The sequence below is a fragment of the Nocardia otitidiscaviarum genome, assembly GCF_007362295.1.
GTDB classification, from domain to species: Bacteria; Actinomycetota; Actinomycetes; order Mycobacteriales; family Mycobacteriaceae; genus Nocardia; species Nocardia otitidiscaviarum.
Genome location: NZ_CP041695.1, coordinates 5,142,332 through 5,162,893, shown reverse-complemented (window position 1 = coordinate 5,162,893; position 20,562 = coordinate 5,142,332). Strand labels below are relative to the sequence as shown.

17 protein-coding genes, 2 tRNA genes and 1 pseudogene are annotated in these 20,562 nt (G+C 69.9%); 9 read left to right on the top strand and 11 right to left on the bottom strand.

From position 1 onward, the window contains the following. The first annotated feature begins 52 nt into the window (after positions 1–52). Positions 53–886, top strand: coding sequence for a phosphoribosylaminoimidazolesuccinocarboxamide synthase (locus tag FOH10_RS23110; RefSeq protein ID WP_244961340.1), 834 nt, complete (start codon positions 53–55; stop codon positions 884–886). Between the two features lie 59 nt (positions 887–945). On the opposite strand, the gene FOH10_RS23105 is transcribed toward FOH10_RS23110, so the two are convergent. Continuing rightward, a complete protein-coding gene (locus FOH10_RS23105) occupies positions 946–1,629 on the bottom strand; it encodes an NAD(P)H oxidoreductase (protein ID WP_143982291.1) in 684 nt (227 codons plus the stop codon). Positions 1,630–1,750: 121 nt separating this feature from the next. On the opposite strand from FOH10_RS23105, the gene FOH10_RS23100 reads away from it, so the two are divergent. Then, entirely contained in the window at positions 1,751–2,683 is a 933-nt protein-coding gene (locus FOH10_RS23100; protein ID WP_221937857.1) for an AraC family transcriptional regulator, read from the top strand. Positions 2,684–2,691: 8 nt separating this feature from the next. Here the strand turns inward: FOH10_RS23100 and FOH10_RS23095 are convergent, their stop codons facing one another. From FOH10_RS23095 to FOH10_RS23085, 3 genes are all read right to left on the bottom strand, one after another. Next, a complete protein-coding gene (locus tag FOH10_RS23095) occupies positions 2,692–4,026 on the bottom strand; it encodes an RNA polymerase sigma factor (RefSeq protein WP_143982290.1) in 1,335 nt (444 codons plus the stop codon). A 12-nt stretch (positions 4,027–4,038) separates the two neighbouring features. Further along, positions 4,039–4,440 (bottom strand): YciI family protein, encoded by a 402-nt coding sequence (locus FOH10_RS23090; protein ID WP_143982289.1) that lies wholly within the window; start codon positions 4,438–4,440, stop codon positions 4,039–4,041. A gap of 106 nt (positions 4,441–4,546) precedes the next feature. Continuing rightward, positions 4,547–5,767 carry an NAD(P)/FAD-dependent oxidoreductase gene (locus tag FOH10_RS23085; RefSeq protein WP_143982288.1) on the bottom strand — a complete coding sequence of 407 codons (1,221 nt, stop codon included), beginning with the start codon at positions 5,765–5,767 and terminating at the stop codon, positions 4,547–4,549. Positions 5,768–5,892: 125 nt separating this feature from the next. Here FOH10_RS23085 and FOH10_RS23080 point away from each other — a divergent pair, with 125 nt between their 5' ends. Continuing rightward, complete coding sequence (locus FOH10_RS23080) at positions 5,893–6,561, top strand: mycothiol-dependent nitroreductase Rv2466c family protein (protein ID WP_143982287.1); 669 nt, start codon at positions 5,893–5,895, stop codon at positions 6,559–6,561. 520 nt (positions 6,562–7,081) lie between these two features. On the opposite strand, the pseudogene FOH10_RS23075 reads toward FOH10_RS23080, so the two are convergent. After that, a pseudogene (locus FOH10_RS23075) lies at positions 7,082–7,966 on the bottom strand (M48 family metallopeptidase); the annotation flags it as partial. Positions 7,967–8,169: 203 nt separating this feature from the next. On the opposite strand from FOH10_RS23075, the gene FOH10_RS23070 reads away from it, so the two are divergent. After that, the gene (locus tag FOH10_RS23070) at positions 8,170–8,643 is read left to right on the top strand and encodes a ribose-5-phosphate isomerase (RefSeq protein ID WP_029927041.1); all 474 of its coding nucleotides are present in this window, start codon (positions 8,170–8,172) and stop codon (positions 8,641–8,643) included. Positions 8,644–8,748: 105 nt separating this feature from the next. Beyond that, on the top strand, positions 8,749–9,561 hold the full coding sequence (locus tag FOH10_RS23065; RefSeq protein ID WP_143982286.1) for an Fpg/Nei family DNA glycosylase: 813 nt from the start codon (positions 8,749–8,751) through the stop codon (positions 9,559–9,561). Between the two features lie 28 nt (positions 9,562–9,589). Here the strand turns inward: FOH10_RS23065 and FOH10_RS23060 are convergent, their stop codons facing one another. Continuing rightward, on the bottom strand, positions 9,590–10,921 hold the full coding sequence (locus FOH10_RS23060; protein ID WP_143982285.1) for an amidohydrolase family protein: 1,332 nt from the start codon (positions 10,919–10,921) through the stop codon (positions 9,590–9,592). 62 nt (positions 10,922–10,983) lie between these two features. Between FOH10_RS23060 and FOH10_RS23055 the strand changes: the two genes are divergently transcribed. Continuing rightward, a complete protein-coding gene (locus FOH10_RS23055; RefSeq protein WP_143982284.1) occupies positions 10,984–11,589 on the top strand; it encodes a TetR/AcrR family transcriptional regulator in 606 nt (201 codons plus the stop codon). Between the two features lie 24 nt (positions 11,590–11,613). Here FOH10_RS23055 and FOH10_RS23050 read toward each other — a convergent pair whose 3' ends face one another. Together FOH10_RS23050 and FOH10_RS23045 are read right to left on the bottom strand one after the other, a co-directional pair. Continuing rightward, a complete protein-coding gene (locus tag FOH10_RS23050) occupies positions 11,614–12,450 on the bottom strand; it encodes a DUF1542 domain-containing protein (RefSeq protein WP_143982283.1) in 837 nt (278 codons plus the stop codon). A 60-nt stretch (positions 12,451–12,510) separates the two neighbouring features. Further along, positions 12,511–13,518 carry a GGDEF domain-containing protein gene (locus tag FOH10_RS23045; RefSeq protein ID WP_029927052.1) on the bottom strand — a complete coding sequence of 336 codons (1,008 nt, stop codon included), beginning with the start codon at positions 13,516–13,518 and terminating at the stop codon, positions 12,511–12,513. A 511-nt stretch (positions 13,519–14,029) separates the two neighbouring features. Here FOH10_RS23045 and FOH10_RS23040 point away from each other — a divergent pair. Next, positions 14,030–14,100, top strand: a tRNA-Gly gene (locus FOH10_RS23040). A gap of 57 nt (positions 14,101–14,157) precedes the next feature. Beyond that, positions 14,158–14,234: transfer RNA gene (locus FOH10_RS23035), tRNA-Pro, on the top strand. 441 nt (positions 14,235–14,675) lie between these two features. On the opposite strand, the gene FOH10_RS23030 is transcribed toward FOH10_RS23035, so the two are convergent. After that, positions 14,676–15,455 (bottom strand): DUF8020 domain-containing protein, encoded by a 780-nt coding sequence (locus tag FOH10_RS23030; RefSeq protein WP_143982282.1) that lies wholly within the window; start codon positions 15,453–15,455, stop codon positions 14,676–14,678. Positions 15,456–15,610: 155 nt separating this feature from the next. Here FOH10_RS23030 and FOH10_RS23025 point away from each other — a divergent pair, with 155 nt between their 5' ends. After that, positions 15,611–16,084 carry an NUDIX hydrolase gene (locus FOH10_RS23025; RefSeq protein ID WP_143982281.1) on the top strand — a complete coding sequence of 158 codons (474 nt, stop codon included), beginning with the start codon at positions 15,611–15,613 and terminating at the stop codon, positions 16,082–16,084. A 60-nt stretch (positions 16,085–16,144) separates the two neighbouring features. Here FOH10_RS23025 and FOH10_RS23020 read toward each other — a convergent pair whose 3' ends face one another. Together FOH10_RS23020 and FOH10_RS23015 are read right to left on the bottom strand one after the other, a co-directional pair. After that, the gene (locus FOH10_RS23020; protein WP_143982280.1) at positions 16,145–18,919 is read right to left on the bottom strand and encodes a polynucleotide kinase-phosphatase; all 2,775 of its coding nucleotides are present in this window, start codon (positions 18,917–18,919) and stop codon (positions 16,145–16,147) included. Next, entirely contained in the window at positions 18,916–20,427 is a 1,512-nt protein-coding gene (locus FOH10_RS23015; protein ID WP_143982279.1) for a 3' terminal RNA ribose 2'-O-methyltransferase Hen1, read from the bottom strand. The genes FOH10_RS23020 and FOH10_RS23015 overlap by 4 nt, the downstream gene beginning before the upstream one ends. Positions 20,428–20,562 lie beyond the last annotated feature (135 nt).

Sequence of the window (20,562 nt, the reverse complement as noted above, 5' to 3'; positions counted from 1 at the left end):
GGCCCACGTGGACATTCGGATGTCCCGGCGACCCCAGTACGAGGAGGAGTCAGTGAAGCACATCCACGCCGGTAAGGTGCGCGACCTGTACGAGGACGGCGATGAGCTGATCCTGGTCGCCTCCGACCGGGTGTCGGTGTACGACGTGGTGCTGCCCACTCCGATCCCGGAGAAGGGCGCGCTGCTGACCCAGCTGTCGAACTGGTGGTTCCGGTTCTTCGCCGATGTGCCCAACCACCTGATCTCCACCACCGATGTGCCCGCCGAGTTCGCGGGCCGCGCGGTGCGGGCCAAGAAGCTGAGCATGGTCAAGGTGGAATGCATCGCCCGGGGTTATCTGACCGGCTCCGGGCTGGCCGAATACCGGCGCACCGGATCGGTGTCGGGGGTGGCGCTGCCGCCCGGGCTGGTGGAGGGCGACAAGCTGCCCGAGCCCATCTTCACTCCGACCACCAAGGCCGATGAGGGCCACGACGAGTTCATCACCTTCGACGATGTGGTGAACCAGGAGGGCAGGCAGGTCGCGGAGCGGCTGCGCGACCTGACCCTGGACGTGTACGCGCGCGGCGCCGAGCACGCGGCCTCGCGGGGCGTGATCATCGCCGACACCAAGCTCGAATGGGGTTGGGACGGTGACGTTCTCACCCTCGGCGACGAGGTGCTCACCTCCGACTCGTCGCGCTTCTGGCCCGCTGACGAGTACGCCCCCGGCCGCCCCCAGCCCTCCTTCGACAAGCAGTTCGTCCGCGACTGGTCCACCTCCACCGGCTGGAACAAGGAGTACCCGGGCCCGGAGATCCCCGCCGATATCGTCGCGGCGACCCGCGCCAAGTACCAGCAGGCGTACGAACTCGTCACCGGCGAGACCTGGACGGGCGTGAGCTGACAGTCCGCCGGATCTCCGGTGACGGGTGCCTGGCCGACGGCGAGAACCCTCGTCCGCGATCAGGCGGGCACGCGGTCGGCGGCGAGGAATTCCTCCACGTAGTTCGCCGCGCGCCGCTCCAGGGCGTCGTACTGGGCGCGGCGAGCCTCGCCCACGGCGACGTCGCTGATGGCCAGGTTGCCCTCGGCATCCAGGGTCTGGCGGCGCTCCTCGGCGTCGGGGAGCAGGCCGACCTTGGAGAAGGAGAAGCCGCAGTAATAGGCGATACCCGCGCTGAGCTGGGTGTCGAGAGCGGCTTCCATATCCGCCACCATGGGATCCTCGGCGGAGATGCCGCCGAGACCCAGCCACAGGATGCGCTTGCCCGCCAGTCGGGGCTTGCTGCGGCCGTAGGCGAAGCCGTAGTTCCAGACGCGGTCGATCCAGCCCTTGAGGATGGCGGGCACGCTCTGCCAGTACACGGGGAACACCGCGACCACGACGTCGGCGTCCAGAATCCGCTGCATATGCCGCTGCGTCTCGGTCGAGTAGGGCTTGTCACGATTGCCCCAGTCGGGCTGGTCCTCGGTGTTCATGCGCGGGTCGAAGCCCTCGGCGTGCAGGTCGAGCAGGTCGATGCGGTAGCCGTCCGCCTCCAGCTGTGCGGTGGTGCGGCGGGCGATGTGCGCGGTGAGCGAATCGGAGCGGTGGTGCGCGATGACGACCAGGGCGGTGCGAGTGGTGTCACTACCGTTGTGCTGCACGGGATCTCTCCTGACTGATGGGGTGAATCTCTCTTGCGGTACCACCAGTCAACCGGTGATCGAATGGACGATCCATGGGAGATACGCTTCAAAGGATAGGAGTTCGTCTACTCTGGTGGGCATGGATCCGGTGAGTTCACTCCTGAACGGCATTCGCGCGGAGGGGTCGGTGGTCAGCCACGCGGTGCTGGAAGCACCGTGGACCATTCGCTTCGCCGACCGCGCCCCGCTCACCATGGTGACCGTATTGCGCGGCGGCGGCACCCTGGTGCTGGGCGATGGCAGTGAGACGCGAGTGAGCAAGGGCGACACCGTCATCGTGCGCGGTCCCGAGGTCTTCCACCTCGTCGACGATGTCGCATCACTGCGGCGGCCACACGTGGAGTACGAAATCGCCTGCTTCGCCGCGGAAGCCGAATGCGACGCCGAGGAGCTGAGCGGAATCCACTGGGGCGCGGAATCTCCCGAGGCGACCGCGCTCATCGTCGGCGCGTACCGTGCCAACGGTCGCCGACACGACCGCCTGCTCCGGGCGCTGCCGCCGGTCCTGGTGGTGCGCGAGGACGCCGAGACCTGCGATTGGATGGAATCCGCCGCCAAGGAGTGCGCCGCGCGCCCGGCCGGTTCCGCCGCGATCATGGACCGGCTGCTCGACTGGGCGCTGGTCTGCACCCTCTGCACCTGGTTCGACCAGGCGGGAGCGCAAGCGCCCACCCTCTATCGAGGACTGTCCGACCCCGTAATCGCTCCGGCGCTGCAAGCCATGCACGCCAGCCCCGCCGCCCCCTGGACGGTCGCCTCGCTCGCCGCGCGCGCCGGAGTCTCCCGCGCCCTGTTCGCCAAACGCTTCACCGAACTCATGGGCCGTCCGCCACTGGGCTACCTCACCGAGTACCGCATGGACGAGGCCGAGGACCTCCTCACCGGCACCGACTTCACCGTAGCCCAGGTCGCCAAGTCCGTCGGCTACGCCGACCCCTTCGGCTTCAGCGCCGCCTTCAAACGTTACCGAGGCATGAGCCCCACCGCCTTCCGCTCCGCCGTCGCCGCGTGACCGCGCGGTCAGGGGGAACCAGTTCCCCCTGATCGGGTGTCCATCTCTTGGCGGAGGCGGGCGGCACGGAGGGTCAGGTAGTCGCGCTCGGGGAGGCTGGTGGTGCGGCGGGCCGCGGTGGTGTAGCAGGCGATGGCGGCGGTCGGATCGCCCGCCATCTCGTGGAGGTGGCCGCGCACGGCGGCGAGGCGGTGGGTGTCGGTGAGGGTGCGGTCGAGGGGCGCGGCCATGGCGAGTCCGGCCGCCGGGCCGTGCACCATGGCGGTGGCGACGGCGCGGTTGAGGGTCACCATGGGGTTGGGGGCGATCGCGTCGAGTGTGTTGTACAGCAGCAGGATCCGCTCCCAGTCGGTGTCCTCGGCGCGGCGGGCCTGGGCGTGCAGAGCGGCGATGGCGGCCTGGATCCGATACGGCCCGCGCAGGCCGGCGCCGACCGCACGGGTCGCCAGCCGCATGCCCTCGGCGATCATGTCGCGGTCCCAGCGGGTGCGGTCCTGCTCGGCGAGCGGGACGAGCTCACCGCTCGGGCCGGAGCGGGCGGCCCGGCGGGCATCGGTGAGCAGCATCAGTGCCAGCAGGCCGGTGACCTCGGGGTCGTCGGGTAGCTGCCGGTGGACGGCGCGGGTCAGCCGGATGGCCTCCGCGGCCAGATCGCCCCGGCGGATCTGCGGCCCGGCCGTCGTGGTGTGGCCCTCGGTGAACATCAGATAGAGCACGCGCAGAACGGAACCGAGCCGGTCCCGCCAGTCCCGCGCGGCCTGTGCCGGATCATCGTCGGCGGGCATGGCGAAGGGGCGGTCGACACCGCCGAGTTTCTTCTTGGCACGGGCGATGCGTTGCGCCATGGTGGCTTCCGGGACCAGGAAGGCGTGCGCTATCTCGGCGGTGGTCAGGCCGCCGACCGCGCGCAGCGTGAGAGCGATGGAACCGGCCGGTGGGAGCGCCGGGTGACAGCACAGGAAGAACAGGGTGAGACTGTCGTCCCCGGCGGCCGCCCCGGCCTCGACCGTGGTGGCTGCTTCCCGAAAAGCGGTGGTGCTCTCGCGCTGTCGGCGCGCGACCTCGGCGCGCACGGTGTCCACCAGCCGCCGCTGAGCCACCTGGACGAGCCAGGCGCGCGGATGCTCCGGCACACCCTCGTCGGGCCATTGCAGTGCGGCCGCGAGCAGCGCCTCCTGCACGGCGTCCTCGGCGGAGTCGAAATCCCCGTAGCGGCGCACCAGGATGCCGAGGACCTGCGGTGCGAACTCACGCAGCAGGTCCTCGACCTCGGGGTCGACGCCGCTCGAAACCCGTTGACCCGAGCGTGGATTCGAGTGGCGCTCGGGTGTCTTCGGGCTCATGGTGAACAGCGGTCAGGCGTCGGTGGCGGGTGCGCTCATGACCGCCCGCACCTCGATGTACTCACCGATCGGCTTGCCGCCCGGTCCGGGTGCGGCCGACGCCTTGGCGGCGATCTCGACGGCGCGCTCGGGACTGTCCACGTCCACCAGCCAGTACCCGGCCAGGAATTCCTTGGACTCCGGGAACGGGCCGTCGGTCACGACCGGGGCCGAGCGCCCGTCGGAGCTGACGATCCGCGCCTCGTCCGGGCCCGCCAGCCCCTGGGCGTCGACCAGTTCGCCGGATTTGGCCAGCTCCTCGCCGAGCGTCTGCTGGAACGCGATATGCGCGGCGATCTCCTCCGGCGTCCACTCGGACATGGCGGTGTCGCAGTACGCGGCCGCGGTATGGGTCTTGATCAGCATGTACTTCATGGCTCGGCTCCTCGATTCGACGCGCCCCCGGCGGGCGCTCTCGTGGGTGGGTCGGAGCCGCACCCGCGATCTCGACACACTTCGCCGCCGCGTGTCGTGACGATGGTCACAGTGGTGACGCCGGGTCGGCGAGACGGTCCGGATCGACCGGTTCGCCGCTCAGGATCAATTCCTTGATGCGATCGGTCACGTCCCAGACGTTCACATTCATTCCGGCCAGCACGCGATCGGCGCTGTCGAGCCAGCAGGCGACGAACTCGCGCGTGCCCACATCGCCGCGCACCACCACCCGCGCTTCCTGCCGCGGCGCCACGTACCCGGTGTACTCCATGCCGAGGTCGTACTGATCGGTGAAGAAGTAGGGCAGCCGGTCGTAGACGGCCGATCTGCCGAGCATGGTCTTGGCCGCGACCGCGGGCTGGTTGAGGGCATTCGCCCAGTGCTCCACCCGGATCCGCCGCCCGAGCACCGGATGCTGCTGATCGGCGATATCGCCGACGGCCACGATATCCGGGTCGCCCGTGGCCAGGCTCTCGTCCACCAGCACCCCGCTCTCGGTGGGGAGTCCGGCGTCGGCGGCGAGTTCGATATTCGGGCGCGCGCCCACCGCGACGAGGACGGCGTCGGCGTCGATGCGGGTGTCGTCGGCCAGCCGCACCCCGGTGGCCTTGCCGTCGGCGGTGAGAATCTCCGCGACCCGTACCTCGGTGCGCAGGTCGACGCCGTGCGCGCGATGCAGGTCGGCGAAGACCTCGCCCATCTCGGGGCCGAGCACCCCCTTCAGTGGGGTCGACTCGGCTTCCAGCAGCGTGACCTCGACTCCGGCATTGCGGGCGGCCGCGGTGACCTCGAGACCGATCCAGCCGCCGCCGATCACGGCCAGTCTGCCCGCCGAACCGAACAGCGACAGCAGCGTGTCGGAATCCTCGATGTGGCGCAGCGTGTGCACGCCCTCGGCATCCATGCCCGGCACCGGCAGCTTGCGCGGGCGGGAGCCGGTGGCCAGCGCCAGCTTGTCGTAGGGGAGTGTCGTACCATCCGGCAGCGCAACGGTTTTGGTGGTGCGGTCGATGGCGGTGACGGTGGTGCCGAGCATGACCTCGATGTGGTGGTCGCGGTACCACGACGCCGGGTCCACGGTGAAGTCGGGCAGCGACTTCTTACCCAGCAGATGCTCTTTGGACAGCGGTGGTCGCTCGTAGGGCAGATGCTCCTCGGCGCTGATGAGGGTCACCGTGCCGTCGAAATCGTTGGCGCGCAGGGCTTCCGCGAGCTTGGCCGCCGCCAGCCCCCCGCCTGCGATGACGAACCTGGATGCTGTGGTCAATGCCGACACCTCCCTGCGACGCGAATGCTGCGGGTGTTTACGACGGGACTTCCTCCGACCCTAACGCGCATCCGTGTGCGCTCGGAGGAAATATCGGCACAATCGCGCATTGTTGCCACTGGGGTATGGCCGTGCCCGCCCCCCGAAAGGACTTCCCCGTGAGCAAGAAGGACACCGTCGACTTCTGGTTCGACCCGCTGTGCCCGTGGTGCTGGATCACCTCCCGCTGGATCCTCGAGGTCGAGCAGGTCCGCGATATCGAGGCACGCTTCCACGTCATGAGTCTGGCGGTGCTCAACGAGGGCCGGGATGATCTGCCCGAGCAGTACCGGGAAATGATGGCCAGCGCCTGGGGTCCGGTCCGCGTCGCCATCGCCGCCGCCCGCGATCACGGCGACAAGATCCTCGCCCCGCTCTACACCGCCATGGGCACCCGCATCCACGACCGGCGCGCCGAGTACGAGCGGGAATCCACCGCGGCCACCCTCGAGGCCGTGATCGCCGACGCGCTCACCGAGGTGGGGCTGCCCGCCGAACTGGCCGCAGCTGCCACCTCCACCGACTACGACGAGGCCCTGCGCGCCAGCCACCACGCGGGCATGGACAAGGTCGGCAAGGATGTCGGCACCCCCACCATCCACGTCAACGATGTGGCCTTCTTCGGCCCGGTGCTCTCCCGCATCCCGCGCGGCGAGGAGGCGGGCAAGGTCTGGGACGGCGTCGTCGCCCTCGCCTCGTACCCGCACTTCTTCGAACTGAAGCGCACCCGCACCGAGGACCCGGTCTTCGACTGACGGGCACACCGCTGAGCACAGCGCACCGCTCGGCCGTGAACATATCCGCTGCTACCCCCGGCCGCACCGTGTCGGACACGCACACGGAGAGCGGGTTGTGAACCCTGGTGGCGATGCTTCGTACCGGGGCGTGTGAGCGGTCCGATGTTCGGAGGAGCCGGGCCGAGCGGCCGACAGGTCGGCGTGGCGTTGTGCCCTAGGGATTCTCGGTCGGTCGCTGGAATCCGGCGCTCGGTCCGGCAGGTCGGTCGCTCACCGTGGGTGGGAGCGGATAACCACCGGTGGTCGGGGCCTGCGGGTACGCGCCGGTGCTGGGCCGCTGGTAGCCGCCGGTGATGTGGGCCTGCTGGCTGCTACTGGCCATGGGGCCCTGCGGGTGGCCGGTCGCGGGGAGTGGCGGATAGCCCGTGGCGATCGGCGACGGCCTGTAGCCGCCGGTTGGGTAGCCGCCGTACGGCGGGGTCGGGTGGCCGCCGGTCGGTGTGGCCCCGACCATGGGGCCGTGGTGGTTCGGCGGGGTGGGGCGGAGGAAGAGCCTGCCGTGGCGGCTGCGGTCCCGCAGGGCCCACATGCGCCAGGTCAGCACGGGGTGGCTGGACATGGCGTTGACGATCCACACCATGAAGCCCTTCTCCTGGGCGGCGCGGTCGGCCATTTCGTCGAAGCCGACCAGTGCGTTGAGGTATTTGCCCGCGGCGAGGGTCTGCATGGCCCCGGGAGCGCCGGTGTGCCGGTTGCAGTAGCCGTGATTGTCGGCGGTGTACTCCTGCGAGCGGATGAGCGAGTTGCCGAGGATCGGCAGGAACGGCACCAGGAACATGCCGAGCTGCCGCCAATAGGACACATGCCCCGCGGCGATATGCCCCACCTCGTGGCCGATGATGAAGGCCAGCCCCTCGGGATCGCGGGCCTTGCCGCCGATTTCGAACAGGTCGCTGTAGACCACGACGAACCGCCGGAATCCGTGCCCGGAGGCGAAGGCGTTGATGGCGCCATTGCCGAGCAGCACGTAGGCGTCCGGCACCTGGGTCATCCCGAACCGGGCGGCCGCCTCCTGCACCATCCGGTACCCCTCGGGGAACTGGGTGGGCGACATCTTCACGGCGTTGAGCCGCATGGTCGCGTAGTTCATGCCACGGCCGAGCCACAGCAGCACCGGCGCGGTCAGCAGGATCAGCACGTACTCGTTGATCGCCCCGACCAGCAGGAACAGAATCGAGAAGAGGTACGCGAAGCTGGTCAGCACCACCACGATCACCAGCAGCGGTATCTCCCAGCTGTGCCGGGCGGGCATGCCGAACGGCGAGAGGCCGCGCGTCCCGTCGTGCGGCGGAACCTGCGGCGGCGAGTACCCGGTCTGCGGGGCCCAACCGGGCGGACCGACCTTGGGATCCCACCCGGCCATCCCGGTGACCGGATTCCACGCGGCCGGGTGCGGGGTGGTCGGCGGTGTCGCGCCCCCGGCATCCGGTGGCGCTGGCATCGACTGCGGTCGATCATCGGACGTCATGGGCTGAACTTTAGGCAGTCCTGCCGGCGGCCGGTCGGTCCAGCGGGCGGGTCATCCCCGGGCGCGTCGGCTCCGGGCGGCCTGACACAATCGCAGCCATGCGCGTATACCTGGGTGCCGATCATGCCGGCTTCGAACTGAAGAACCACGTCAAGGAACACCTGCGGGCGGCCGGTCACGAGGTCGTCGACTGCGGTGCGCTCGAGTACGACGCTCTCGACGACTACCCGGCCTTCTGCATCGAGGCCGCCCGCCGCACGGTCGCGGATCCGGGCAGCCTGGGCCTGGTGTTCGGCGGCAGCGGCAATGGCGAGCAGATCGCCGCCAACAAGGTGCCGGGCGCTCGCTGCGCCCTGGCCTGGAGCGTGGAGACCGCGCAGCTGGCCCGTCAGCACAACAACGCCCAGCTGATCGGCATCGGCGGCCGCATGCACAGCACCGAGGAGGCGCTCGCCATCGTGGACGCCTTCCTCGCCACCCCGTGGTCGGAGGAGGAGCGCCACCAGCGCCGCATCGACATACTGGCGGAGTACGAGAAGACCGGCGTCGCGCCCGAGGTGCCCGCGTACTGAGCCCGCCGACCGCGCGCCCCTTCGCTCGGAGGGGCGCGTAACCGGCTGCCCGGCGACGACGCTGACCTTTGCCGTCGGATATCCAGGAGAGGACCCGAATCACCCGTGCCTGAAGGGCATACGCTGCATCGGTTGGCGAGATCGCACCACAAGCGTTTCGCCGGGGGAGTGGTGCGCGTGTCGAGCCCACAGGGCCGGTTCGCCGAGGGCGCGGCGCTGGTCGACGGCCAGGTGTTGACCAAGGCCGATGCCTGGGGCAAACACCTGCTGCACCACTACGATTCGGGTCTGGTCGTCCACGTGCACCTGGGCCTCTACGGCAAGTTCACCGAATCTCCGCTGCCCCTCGGCGATCCGGTCGGCGAGGTCCGCATGCGTCTGGTCGGTGCGGGCCGCAGCGGCGAGCCCTACGGCACCGACCTGCGCGGCCCCACCGCCTGCGAGGTCCTGCTCGAACCCGAGGTGGACGCGCTCACCGCCCGCCTCGGCCCCGACCCGCTGCGCCGCGACGCCGACCCCGACCGCGCCTGGCACCGCATCCGCCGCTCCCAGCGCCCCATCGGCGCACTGCTCATGGACCAGAAGGTGATCGCCGGAGTCGGCAACGTCTACCGCGCCGAAGTCCTCTTCCGGCACGGCATCTCACCCCACCGTCCCGGTGTGAAGCTGACCGCCGAGGACTGGGATGACCTGTGGTCGGACCTGTGCGACCTGCTGAAGGTCGGCGTGCGCCGCGGCAAGATCGTCGTGGTCCGCCGCGAACACGATCACGGCGCTCCGGCCTACGCCCCCGACAAACCCCGCACCTACGTCTACCGCCGCCAGGGCGAACCCTGCCGCCTGTGCGGAACCACCGTCCTGCATTCGGTCATGGAGGGCCGAAACCTGTTCTGGTGTCCGGGGTGCCAGCCCAGCTGACGTTCGCTGGTGATCGTGTCCCGACGCGCTAGTCGTTCGCGACCACCGATCGGCCGTCGCGCAGTACCGCGTCGACGTCGCGCAGTGCGCCGATGTCGCTGAGCGGGTCGCCGCGCACGATGAGCAGGTCGGCGGCGCGGCCCGGTTCGATGACGCCGATGGTGTCGGCGCGCAGGGCGGCGGCCGGCGTGACGGTGGCCGCGGTGATGGCCTCGTGCGGGGTCAGGCCCGCTGCCACCAGTAGTTCGATCTCGCGCAGCAGGCCGTCTCCGGCGTGGACGCCCGGCATGCCCGCGTCGCTGCCCGCGATGACGCGGCCGCCCGCGTCGCGGAACTCGCGCAGGCGTTCGTAGATGGCCCTCCTGGTGTCCTCGTCGAAGCCCGGGTCGGTGACCGCGAGTGTCGGTGCCAGCGTGATGCCCTGCTGGACAAGGGTTTCGGGGTAGCCGTCCGGCCAGCCGTCGCGGACGCCGCGCGGTTCCAGGTGGTCGAGGCCGTCGATGCCGGCGGCTACCAGGTCGGCGAGGTCTTCGCGAGTTCCCCAGTGCGCGAAGACCTTCGTGTGGTGTCGGTGCGCCTCGTCGATGATGGCGGCCAGGATGTCGGGTCGGATCGGTTCCAGGACTTTGCGTTCCGGGTTGCCGCGTTCCTGGATGACCTTGATCAGGTCGACCGGATCGTCCCCGGTGACGAGGGCGCGCACCATCTCGCGCGCCTCCTCGGGGCTGCTCGGCACCCGGACCGCGTCCGAATTCCGCTCCAGACCGAAGGTCGCGATGGGATGGCCGCCCGGCGTGGTGAACATCGGCCCCGCGATGAGCAGTCGCGGACCCTCCAGTTCACCCTGGGCGATCTTGCGACGGAAGTCGTGCACCCAGGCGTTCTCGTCACCCATGCTGCGCACGGTGGTGACCCCGTGGCGGAGGAAGTCCTGCCGCTTGCCCGGGTAGTAGCGGACCCAGTCGGCCACGACGCCCGGCATATCCCAGAAACCGATCTCCTCCCCACGCTCCCGCTCCGGTGAACTCAGATGCACATGGGAGTCGATCAATCCGGGCAGGACGGTACGGCCGGACACGTCCCGGCGCTCGGCGTCGGGCGGTATCTCCACATCCGGTCCGACCGCGACGATCACACCGTTCTCGATGATCACCGTGGCATTCGCCACCGGGTTCAGTTCGGGCCCCAGCAGGACCGTGCCGCCGGTCAGCGCGAGCCGCCCGCTCTGCGCCGGCCCGGCCTTGTACAGCGTGAGCCGGTAGAACGCGTACCCCGCCACCACCGCCACCAGGAGCGCGACGACCAGGAAGATCAGCGGATAGAGCACCCAGCGTCGGAGTCCGCGTCGCAACGCCACCATGGCAATCCAGCCTCCTCGCGATATCTTTAACTGCTCAGTTAGTTAATGATAGGTTGCCTGATATGGCCCGAACTGTCGACCCGAATCGTGTAGCCGAACGGCGGGCGCGCATCACCCAGGCCGCAGCGGAACTGTTCGCGGCGCAGGGGTACGAGCGCACCACCGCCGCGCAGATCGCGCGCGCGGCCGGGCTCACCTCGGGGTCCGTCTTCTACTACTTCCGGGACAAGGCGGCGGTCTTCCGGTCGATCTTCGAGCAGTCGCTGCCGGAGCACGCCGAGCTGTACGGTCGGCATCTCGACCGCGCCGACTGTTTCGCGGCGATCCTCGATGTGGTCGACGGTCTGGCGGCGGAGGCGCTGGATCCGGTGGCACCGGGGCTGATGGTGGAGTTGCTGCGCCGGTTGGATCAGGACGAGGAACTCGCCGGGGTGGTCGCCGAGGACACCCGGCGCAGTGCCGAGGTGCTGACGACGCTGCTGGAGCGGGGGATGGTTGCGGGACAGCTCGATCCGGGGTTCGACGCGGCCGCTACCGCCCGCTGGATACTGTCGGTCGTCGACGCGGCATTCCTGAATATCGATCCGGAGCATCCCGAGGATCCGCGGCCGTTCGTCCGCGCCACCGTCGCGCGGCTGCTGCGGCCGATCGAGTCGGCGGGCCGGTAGCGGCAGCCGCGGCGAGCGGGTCGGTCAGAAACCGCCGTCGAATCCCCCGGAATCGAAACCGCCGGAATCGAATCCACCATCGGATCCGCCGGAACCGAAACCGCCGTTGTAGCCGCCCGAGTCGTAGCCGCCGGAGTCGTAGCCGCCGTCGTAGCCACCCGGCTCGTCGTAATACCCGGCGTCGCCCTGACTTCCGGTCTCCAAGCCCGCCTGGAACCCGTCGCCATAGCCGTGCTCGAAGGCGGTCGCGTCGTAGCCCACCCCCGACATGCCGCTGAAGAGCGCGTCGAACAGCAGCACCGAACCGACACCCCACGCACCCGCGACAAGTGCTGTCTTCCACCAGGGTTCGGAGTACCAGCCCGTGGGCACGGGTCGCCCGGCGACGCGTCCGCCCGGGTAGTAGTTCGGGGTGCGCGGCGACGGTGTCGGGGAAGCCTCGATGCGGCGGCCGTCGAGTTCGACCACGCGGTCCTCGCTGACCTTGCCCGCCGTGCGCTGGCCGTCCAGCTCCGGAATCGCCGGTCCCGGATCGAGTCCCATGGCGGTGCGGGCGGCGCGCACGTAGTACAGCCCCTCCAGCGCGGTCTCCTTGGCGAGTCGCGCCTGGGCGGGCGTCCGCGCCTGCTCGATCTGCGCACCCGCCGCGTTGAAACGCTCCCCGGCATCGGCCAGTGCCTGTTTCGCGGCCGCGTCGGTGCCGGTGAGGTTGTAGACCTGTCCGCCGAGGCGGTCGATGACGCGGCGGGCGTCGGCCTTCGCATCGGCCAGCCGGGTGGTGGTCCGGGACCGTTGCGCGACGACCATCACCACACCCAGGACGATGACCATCGCGATCAGCAGAATCAGCACCGTAGCCACGTCTTCCAGCGTACGCGGCAGCAGTTGCCTGCTATTTGCTGCTCGTCTGTGGAGGCTCGCTCACCCGGCCACGGCGGCGTAGCCCGCGCGGTTTCCCCCCGGCTCGGGCTCCTCCGCGTCCAACTCCGACACCGCGAACTGCCGCTTACCCGCGGTCTTGGCCGAGTACATGGCGCGGTCGGCGCTGCGTAGCAGATCGGAGAAGTCGCAGTCGCGATCCGGCGGGCAGAACGCGGTGCCGACGCTCGCCGAGACCGGCACCGACCCGGTGATCGAGGCCACGGGTTCGCACAGCGCGGCCAGCACCCGCATGGCCAGCTCGCCGAGCGTATTGCGGCGCGACGGCACGGCCAGCACGAACTCGTCGCCGCCGTACCGGCAGATCACCGCCTCCGGCGGACAGGTCGCGCGCAGCCGCTCCGCGATGGCCACCAGCACCTCGTCGCCCACCGCATGGCCGTAGTTGTCGTTGATCTGCTTGAAGTCGTCCAGGTCGATGAGCAGCAGCCCCACCCCTCGTGCCGGGTCCGCCGCCATCAACCGCACCCGCTCCTGCAACAGTGACCGGTTCGCCAGATCGGTCAGGGCGTCGTGGGTGGCCTCGTGCCGCAACCGGTGCTGGAGCGCGGCGATCTCCTGAACCCGCACCGACACCGCCTCGGTGAGGTTGCGTTCCTGCTGCGCGAGGGCGCGCTGTTGCAGCTCCTCGGCGTAACTGTCGATGGCCTGGCTGGCGACGAACATCCAGCGGGTGGCGAGCAGCGATCCGGATTCGCCGGGCGCGAGCCCGAGCAGGGCGCGGCTGGCGGGCGCGAGCATGCGCGTGCTCTCCAGCGGCGGCGCGGCCAGGCGGCGGCCGATGGTGCGTGCGGCCAGTACCGGGAACGGCTCGGACGCGGCCAATTCCATGAGGTCGTCGATGACGTCGGCGAAGACGGCCTCCAACTCCTCCGGCGGCATGGCCGGAACGGCACCGGTTCCATTGCCCCCCGCGTATACCGTCCGTACCCATTCCCTGGTGGTTGCCGCGATCATCGTGGCGGTCCGTGCGTCGAGTCGGATGGGCATGCGCTCACTCCGCGCCGACGCGGTCGGGATCCAGGCCGAGGCTGTCGCTCCGGGCCCTCCGGCCGGTCACACCCTTCGGTTCGTGCTCACTCGGTTCGTGCTCACTGCTACGCGGTCGGTCACACCACACTCGGCGCATGCTCACCGCCCCCTTTCCAGATACCCCCGTCCGGACAAAAAGGATCCTAGCAAGCCACTCGGCATCGAAAACCCAAGTTCTAGAACGGGTTCGCGATACCTCGCGAATGGCGAACGGTTGGGTGATCGGTGAACGACACCGCCGTGTTACATCCGATTTTCGCGTGTCTTCCGCGACGCGCCGAGGGGCGGCGCGAACTCTCCGGAGAGCTCACAACGAACCGCAGGTCCCGTTGGTGCCGATCACGAGCCCCCGCCCCGCCACGCCCACCGGACAGGCCGATGACGAGCCTGATTGGCATTTCCGGAGTGAGGTTCGGTACAGTCTCTTCCGCACACGACAAACGGTGCTCGCACCGAGTCGTCGCGCCGTGCGGGTGTAGTTCAATGGTAGAACCTCAGCCTTCCAAGCTGATGGTGCGGGTTCGATTCCCGTCACCCGCTCTGACCGGGGTTTCTCCCGTTCGGTGGGGTAGGCCCGGCGGATCCGCCGGGCGATAACGGGGTGTAGCGCAGCTTGGTAGCGCATCCGCTTTGGGAGCGGAGGGTCGCAGGTTCAAATCCTGTCACCCCGACCACACATCACATCGCCGCGAGCGATTCACTGCGATCGATGCCTGATTCCGCGCGTGCTGCCGGTCCGTAGGCACGCTGCGTCGACGAGCGATCGGTATCCAAGAGTCCGGGGGTGGGGCGAGTGGCGGCCCCCTCATGTGCCGCCACCCACTGTCCCCGTACCCGACTCTCGCATTGAGAAATCGTCAGGCCCAGTCATTCAATGCATCGTTCATCTGGAATTCGCCACTCGGTTGCTCGATGGCGTTCGGGGGTTGGGGTGCAACGCAGTTCGCGTGGTGTCGGGGCGCCGCCCGGCGGGTTGCGGCACGGCGAAGCCCACCCGCCGACGGGCGCGGGTGGGCTCGGTGGATCGGTGTTCGCGAAAGGTGTTCCGCGACAGCGCGAACGGCGTCGCGGGGCGAACGGGCCTTGCGGTGGGTACGGCTGCCGGGGTGTCCGGCCTACTTCGCCGGTTCGGCCTGGGCGGGGGCGGCGGGTTGGGGCTTGGGCTTGTCGGCCCACCTGGTGGTGCCGTCGGGGGCCTGGACGGTGGTGAGGTATTCGATGCCGGTGGCGATGAGGGCGGGGCCGCCCGCGACGATGGTGCCGATGATGCCGCCCACGCTGGCGCCGGTGGCGAGTCCGCCGATGCAGCCCGCCACCAGTGTTGCGACACAGCCGATTGTCGCGCCGATGGCGGTGCCGACGAAGCCGCCGATGGCGGTCGCCAGGCCGAAGTGGGTGGCCAGGTTGTTGAGGGCGCGCTGGTTCTCCACCTCGGAGGCAACGGGTTTCACCGCAAGGGGTTGCGAGATATCCAGTCCGGCAGGCTTTTCCGGGGTGAGTCGCAGCACCGTGTCGTCCTCGTCCAGGGCGGGCCGCACGGGGACCGAGACCTCGCCGAAGCGGAAGTCGAGCGGCAGCGCGACCGCCACGGCGCCGGTGGCGTCCTTGACGTCGACGATGTCGACCGTGCGGGCGGGATCGGCGGCGGAACCGTCGGCGCGGACCAGGGTGCCGTCGCGCTCCGTCAGGCGTTCCACACCGCCGTCCTCGAGCCTGGTTCCCTTGGACAGTTCGAAGGTGCCACCTCGGAGAACGGTGACGACCGTCTTGTCGACCAGTGTGGTCGAGTACGCGAGATTCGGCGTCTCGGGCTGCTGGGCGTGTGCCGGCGCCGCTCCGAGGGTGAGTGCGCCGATCACCAAGGTGGCTGCCGCGGTGGTGCTGCGGAACTCCATGCGGTATTCCAATCATCAGGTGTCTGCGAGCGAACGCATGGCAGCCTAGTGGAACCTGTCGCAGGTCAGGCCGTTTCATACCGACCCGCCCAATTTGTCGTGAAGCTCCCGTCCCGCCCCTCGGGATTGTCCCCGGCTCCTGGCACACTGCCCGCATGACCAGGTACAGCGCAGGCGTCCTGTTGTTCCGCCGCACCCCCGAGTTCGAGGTGCTCATCGCCCATATGGGCGGTCCCTTCTGGTCCCGCAAGGACACCGCCGCCTGGTCCATCCCCAAGGGTGAGTACGACCCGGAGACCGAGGACGCCGCCGCGGCCGCCCGCCGCGAATTCACCGAGGAACTCGGGCTACCCGTGCCCGACGGCGAATGGATCGCGCTCGGCGAGGTGGCCTACGGCAGCGGCCGCGCCCGCAAACAGGTGAGCGCCTGGGCGATCGAGGGCGATCTCGACCCCGCCCTGATCATCCCGGGCACCTTCGAGATGGAATGGCCGCCCCGCTCCGGCCGCCTCGCCTCCTTCCCGGAGGTGGACCGCGCCGCCTGGTTCCCGCCCGAGGCGGCCCGCGACCGCCTGATCGCTGCCCAGCGCGCCTTCCTCGATCGGCTCACCGAACTGGCGGTTCAGTAGCCGATGGTGAAGCGGTCGTTCGGGCTGACGCCGCCGGGCGACTGAGCGCCCGGCGGACGGTCACAGCCGGGGGTCGATCGGCTCGGTCTCCAGGGCGAGGACCGCGAAGACCGCCTCGTGGACGCGCCACAGCGGCTCCCCGGTGACGAAGCGGTCCAGGGACTCCAGGCCGAGGGCGTATTCGCGCAGGGCCAGGGAGCGTTTGCCGCCGAGGGCGCGCTGGCGCAGGCGCTTCAGGTTCTCCGGGCGGAGGTATTCCGGGCCGTAGATGATGCGGAGGTACTCCGGGCCGCGGCATTTCACGCCCGGTTGGACCGGACGGTTGCTCCGGGTGCCGGTGCCGGTCACGAAGGAGCCAAGAGGCTTGACCACCATGCCCTCGCCGCCCGCTGCGGTGAGCTCGGTCCACCAGGCGGTCGCGGCCGCCTCGCTGCCGACCGGGCACGCAGCGGCTGCGATACCCGCAACGGCCGAGTCGGTGGCCGCTGTCACAGGACGGGTGAAACCAGCGGGCGAGCCGTCGGCAGCCGTGGCCGGACCGGTAACCGCTGGGGTGGAGTTGGTGGCGGCTACGACCGGACCGGTGGCTGTCGTTGCTGTATCGGTGGCGGCCGCGGTCGCCTCGGTCGCCGTGCCCGCGGGGACGAGATTCACGATCATCCGGCGGGTGGGTGTGAACAGTTCCGGGTCGGCAGTGATGAGGCGGTCGATGCGCTCCAGGTGCCAGGTGTGGTCGCGCAGTGCGTGATTCGCACCCTCGGCGGCCAGCAGCTGGAACGGGGCCAGGCGGACTCCGGCGAGGCCGTCGGTGGCCCAGCAGTAGCGGCCGTAGGCGGCGGTGAACGCCTCCGCGTCGGTGCGCCGGTCGACGGTGCGGGCGGCCAGGTCGCCCACCTCGAGACCGCGCGCCACCGCCGCGGCGAGTACCGATTCGGCGGCTCCCAGCGATGCCCGCGCCGCCGCGCCCACTGCCGCGTACTGGGAGCGCAGCAGGCCCAGTGCCTTGGTCGACCAGGGCAGCAGTTCGGTATCGAACAGCAGCCAGTCGGACGCCAATTCCTCGAACAAGCCGGATTTTTCGGCCGCCGCGCGGACGCGGGCCAGCAGCGCCTCGGTGTCCGACGGCGCGTCGAAGAACGGGCGGCCGGTGCGGGTGTACACCGCGCCGGTGCTGCCGTCGTCGATGCCGAAGCGGTCCCGGGCGGTGTCGGCCGAGCGTGCCACCATGACCACGGCGCGCGAACCCATGTGCTTCTCCTCGCACACCACGATGTCCACGCCCTCGGAGCGGTAGTAGTCGAACGCCTCCGCCGGGTGCTCGAGATGACCGTCGACGGCCGAGGTGGCGCACGGGGACATGGTCGGCGGCAGATACACCAGCCAGCGCGGATCGATGGCGAAGCGGCTCATCACCTCCAGCGCCGCGGCGGCGGCATCCTCCTGCACGCCGACGCGGTCCAGGTAGCGCGTCTGCACCACCCGGCGGCCGAGCACATCGTCGAGATCCAGAACGCCCGGATCGCGGCGCACCGCCTCGGTCGCGCCACCGGGATCCTGGAGCGGGCGGGCCGGCTCGAACCACACCTGTTCCGCCGCGACGGAGACGGTCTCCTTCTCCGGATAGCGCAGGGCGCTGAGCTGGCCGCCGAACACCACGCCGGTATCCAGACACAGGGTGTTGTTCACCCACCGCAAATGGGTGACGGGGGTGTGCCCGTACAGCACCATGGCCCGGCCGCGATAGTCGTCCGCCCACGGGTAGCGCACCGGCAGCCCGTATTCGTCGGTCTCACCGGTGGTTTCGCCGTACATGGCGAACGAGCGCACCCGGCCGGAGGCGCGGCCCTGGTACTCCTCCTTCAGACCCGCGTGGGCGACGACGAGCTTGCCGTCGTCGAGGACGTAGTGACTGACCAGGCCCCGGCACCACTCGTGCGCGGCCTTGCGGAAGGCATCGTCCTCGGCCGCCAGCTGCTCCAGGGATTCGGCCAGGCCGTGCGCGATCTTGACCTTGCGGCCGTCCAGGGCGCGCACCAGTTTGAATTCGTGATTGCCGGTGACGCACAGCGCGTTTCCGGCGGCCACCATGCCCATGACCAGGCGCAGCACGCCCGGGGTGTCCGGGCCGCGGTCCACCAGGTCGCCGACGAACACCGCGGTGCGGCCGTCGGGGTGGCGCGCGTCCACCGGGCGGCCGCGCTCGTCGCGGGCGAGCCGGTAGCCGAGCGTGCCGAGCAGGGTCTCCAGTTCGGAGCGGCAGCCGTGCACGTCGCCGATCACGTCGAACGGGCCGGTGAGGTCACGCCGGTCGTTCCACAGCCGCTCGTTCACGATGGTCGCGGCGTCGATCTCGGCGACGCCGCGCAGGATGTGCACCTTGCGGAAGCCCTCGCGCTCCAGGTGGCGCAGGCTGCGGCGCAGATCGCGCTGCTGGCGGACCACCACGTGCTTGCCCAGGTGGGCGCGGTCGGGGCGCTGCGTATTGCGTTCCAGGCACACCGCGTCCGGGACATCGAGCACGATGGCCACGGGCAGCACGTCGTGGGCGCGGGCCAGTTCGATCAGTTCCTTGCGGGCCTGCGGCTGCACATTGGTCGCGTCCACCACGGTGCGCAGGCCGCGACGCAGCCGCACCCCGGCGATGTGGTGCAGCAGGGCGAAGGCGTCGGGCGTGGCGGACTGATCGTTCTCGTCGTCGCTGACGATGCCGCGGCAGGCATCCGAGGACACGATGGCCGTGGAGCGGAAGTGCTTGCGCGCGAGGGTGGATTTGCCGGAGCCGGTACTGCCGATGAGGACGACGAGCGCGAGTTCCGGGATGGACAGCTCGGTCATGACGCGACTCCTTTCGAATCGTCGGTGGCGGGTCGGGTGAACACTGCCATCTGGGTGGGTGGGCCGAGGGTGTCGTCCTCGGGGCCGATGGGAACGAAACGCACCGTATAGCCGTAGGTTTCGGCGACGTCGTGCGCCCAGGCGGCGAATTCGCTGCGGCTCCACTCGAAGCGGTGGTCGGCGTGCCGGAACTTGCCCGCGGGCAGGCCCTCGTAGAGCGAGTTGTATTCGCCGTTGGGGGTGGTGACGAGTACGGCTCCCGGTGCGGCGGAACCGAATACGGCATGTTCGAGCGCGCGCAGCCGGGAGGCGTCGACATGCTCGATCACCTCCATGAGCACCGCCGCGTCATGCCCGCGCAGCGACGCGTCGGTGTAGGTCAGCGCGCCCTGGCGCAGACTCACCCGCCGCGCCTGCCACTCCGGCAGCCGCGCCATCCGCCGCTTGGCGATATGCAGCGACCGCACGGCCACATCCACGCCCACGATCTCGGTGAACGCCCGATCCGCCACCAGTTCCCGCAGCAGCGCGCCCTCACCGCAGCCGAGATCGAGCACCCGCTGCGCCCCGACCTCGTGCAGTGCACGGATGACAGCGGCGCGTCGGGTGACCGCGAGCGACGGTGGCCGGGGCGCGGTCGCGGCCGCTGCCGGGCTCGCGCCCGTCGTCGCCGTGCGGGGTTCGGCGGCAGCGCTCTCGGAATCGGTTGTGTCGTCCAGGTTCTCCTCGATCGCGCCGAGATCCTCCGGTTCCAGGTCGTCCACCTCGGCGAGCCGGGCCAGGGCGGCGCGGACCAGGGTGTGGCGGCGGGAGAGGTAGCGGCGGGTGATCCATTCGCGTTCCGGGTGGTCGGCGAGCCAGCCCGCGCCGAAGCGCAGCAGCTTGTCGATCTCGGTGGTGTCGAGCCAGTAGTGCTTGCTGCCGTCCAGGACGGGGAGCAGGACGTAGAGGTGGGCGAGGGCGTCCGCCAGGCGGAAGGCCCCGGTGAGTTCCAGTCGCAGGTAATGGGATTCGCCCCACTCGGGGAAGGCCGGGTCCAGGGGGAGCGGTGTCGCCGCGACGGTCCAGCCGAGGGGTGCGAAGACGCGTTCGACCGCCTCCGGACCGCCCTTGCAGGGGACCGCGGGCAGGTCGATGCGCAGGGGCAGCATCAGGTCCGGCAGTTCGGGGCGCTGGGCGCAGCGGCCGTGCAGGGCCGAGCCGAACACCTTGGCGATCGCCACCGACAGCAGGGACGAGGCCGCGTACGGCCGGTCGTTCACGTACTGGGCGAGGCTGAATTCCGGTGTGCCGCGCTGCTTTCCGCGTACCAGCCGAACCGGATCCACCTCCAGCAGCAGCGCCGCGGTGCAGCGCTGGGCGGTCGCCTCAGGGTAGAGCACGTGCGCCATTCCGTACGACTGCTCGAACGCCTGCACCTTGGCGGGGTTCTTGTGCAGCAGATAGCCCAGGTCGTCCGCCGTCCAGGCGGCGCCCTCCGGTCGCGTACAGGTAATGGTCAACAGCACCCGGCGATCGTCTCCCAGCCGCAGGTCACCCGCAATCGAATTCACCCCGTGCCGGTCTCGGCGGCGGCGGGTGCGGCGACTTCGGCGGCCGCTCAGCTCGTTCGTGTAGTTTCGGCGCGGACATCGCCGCCCACA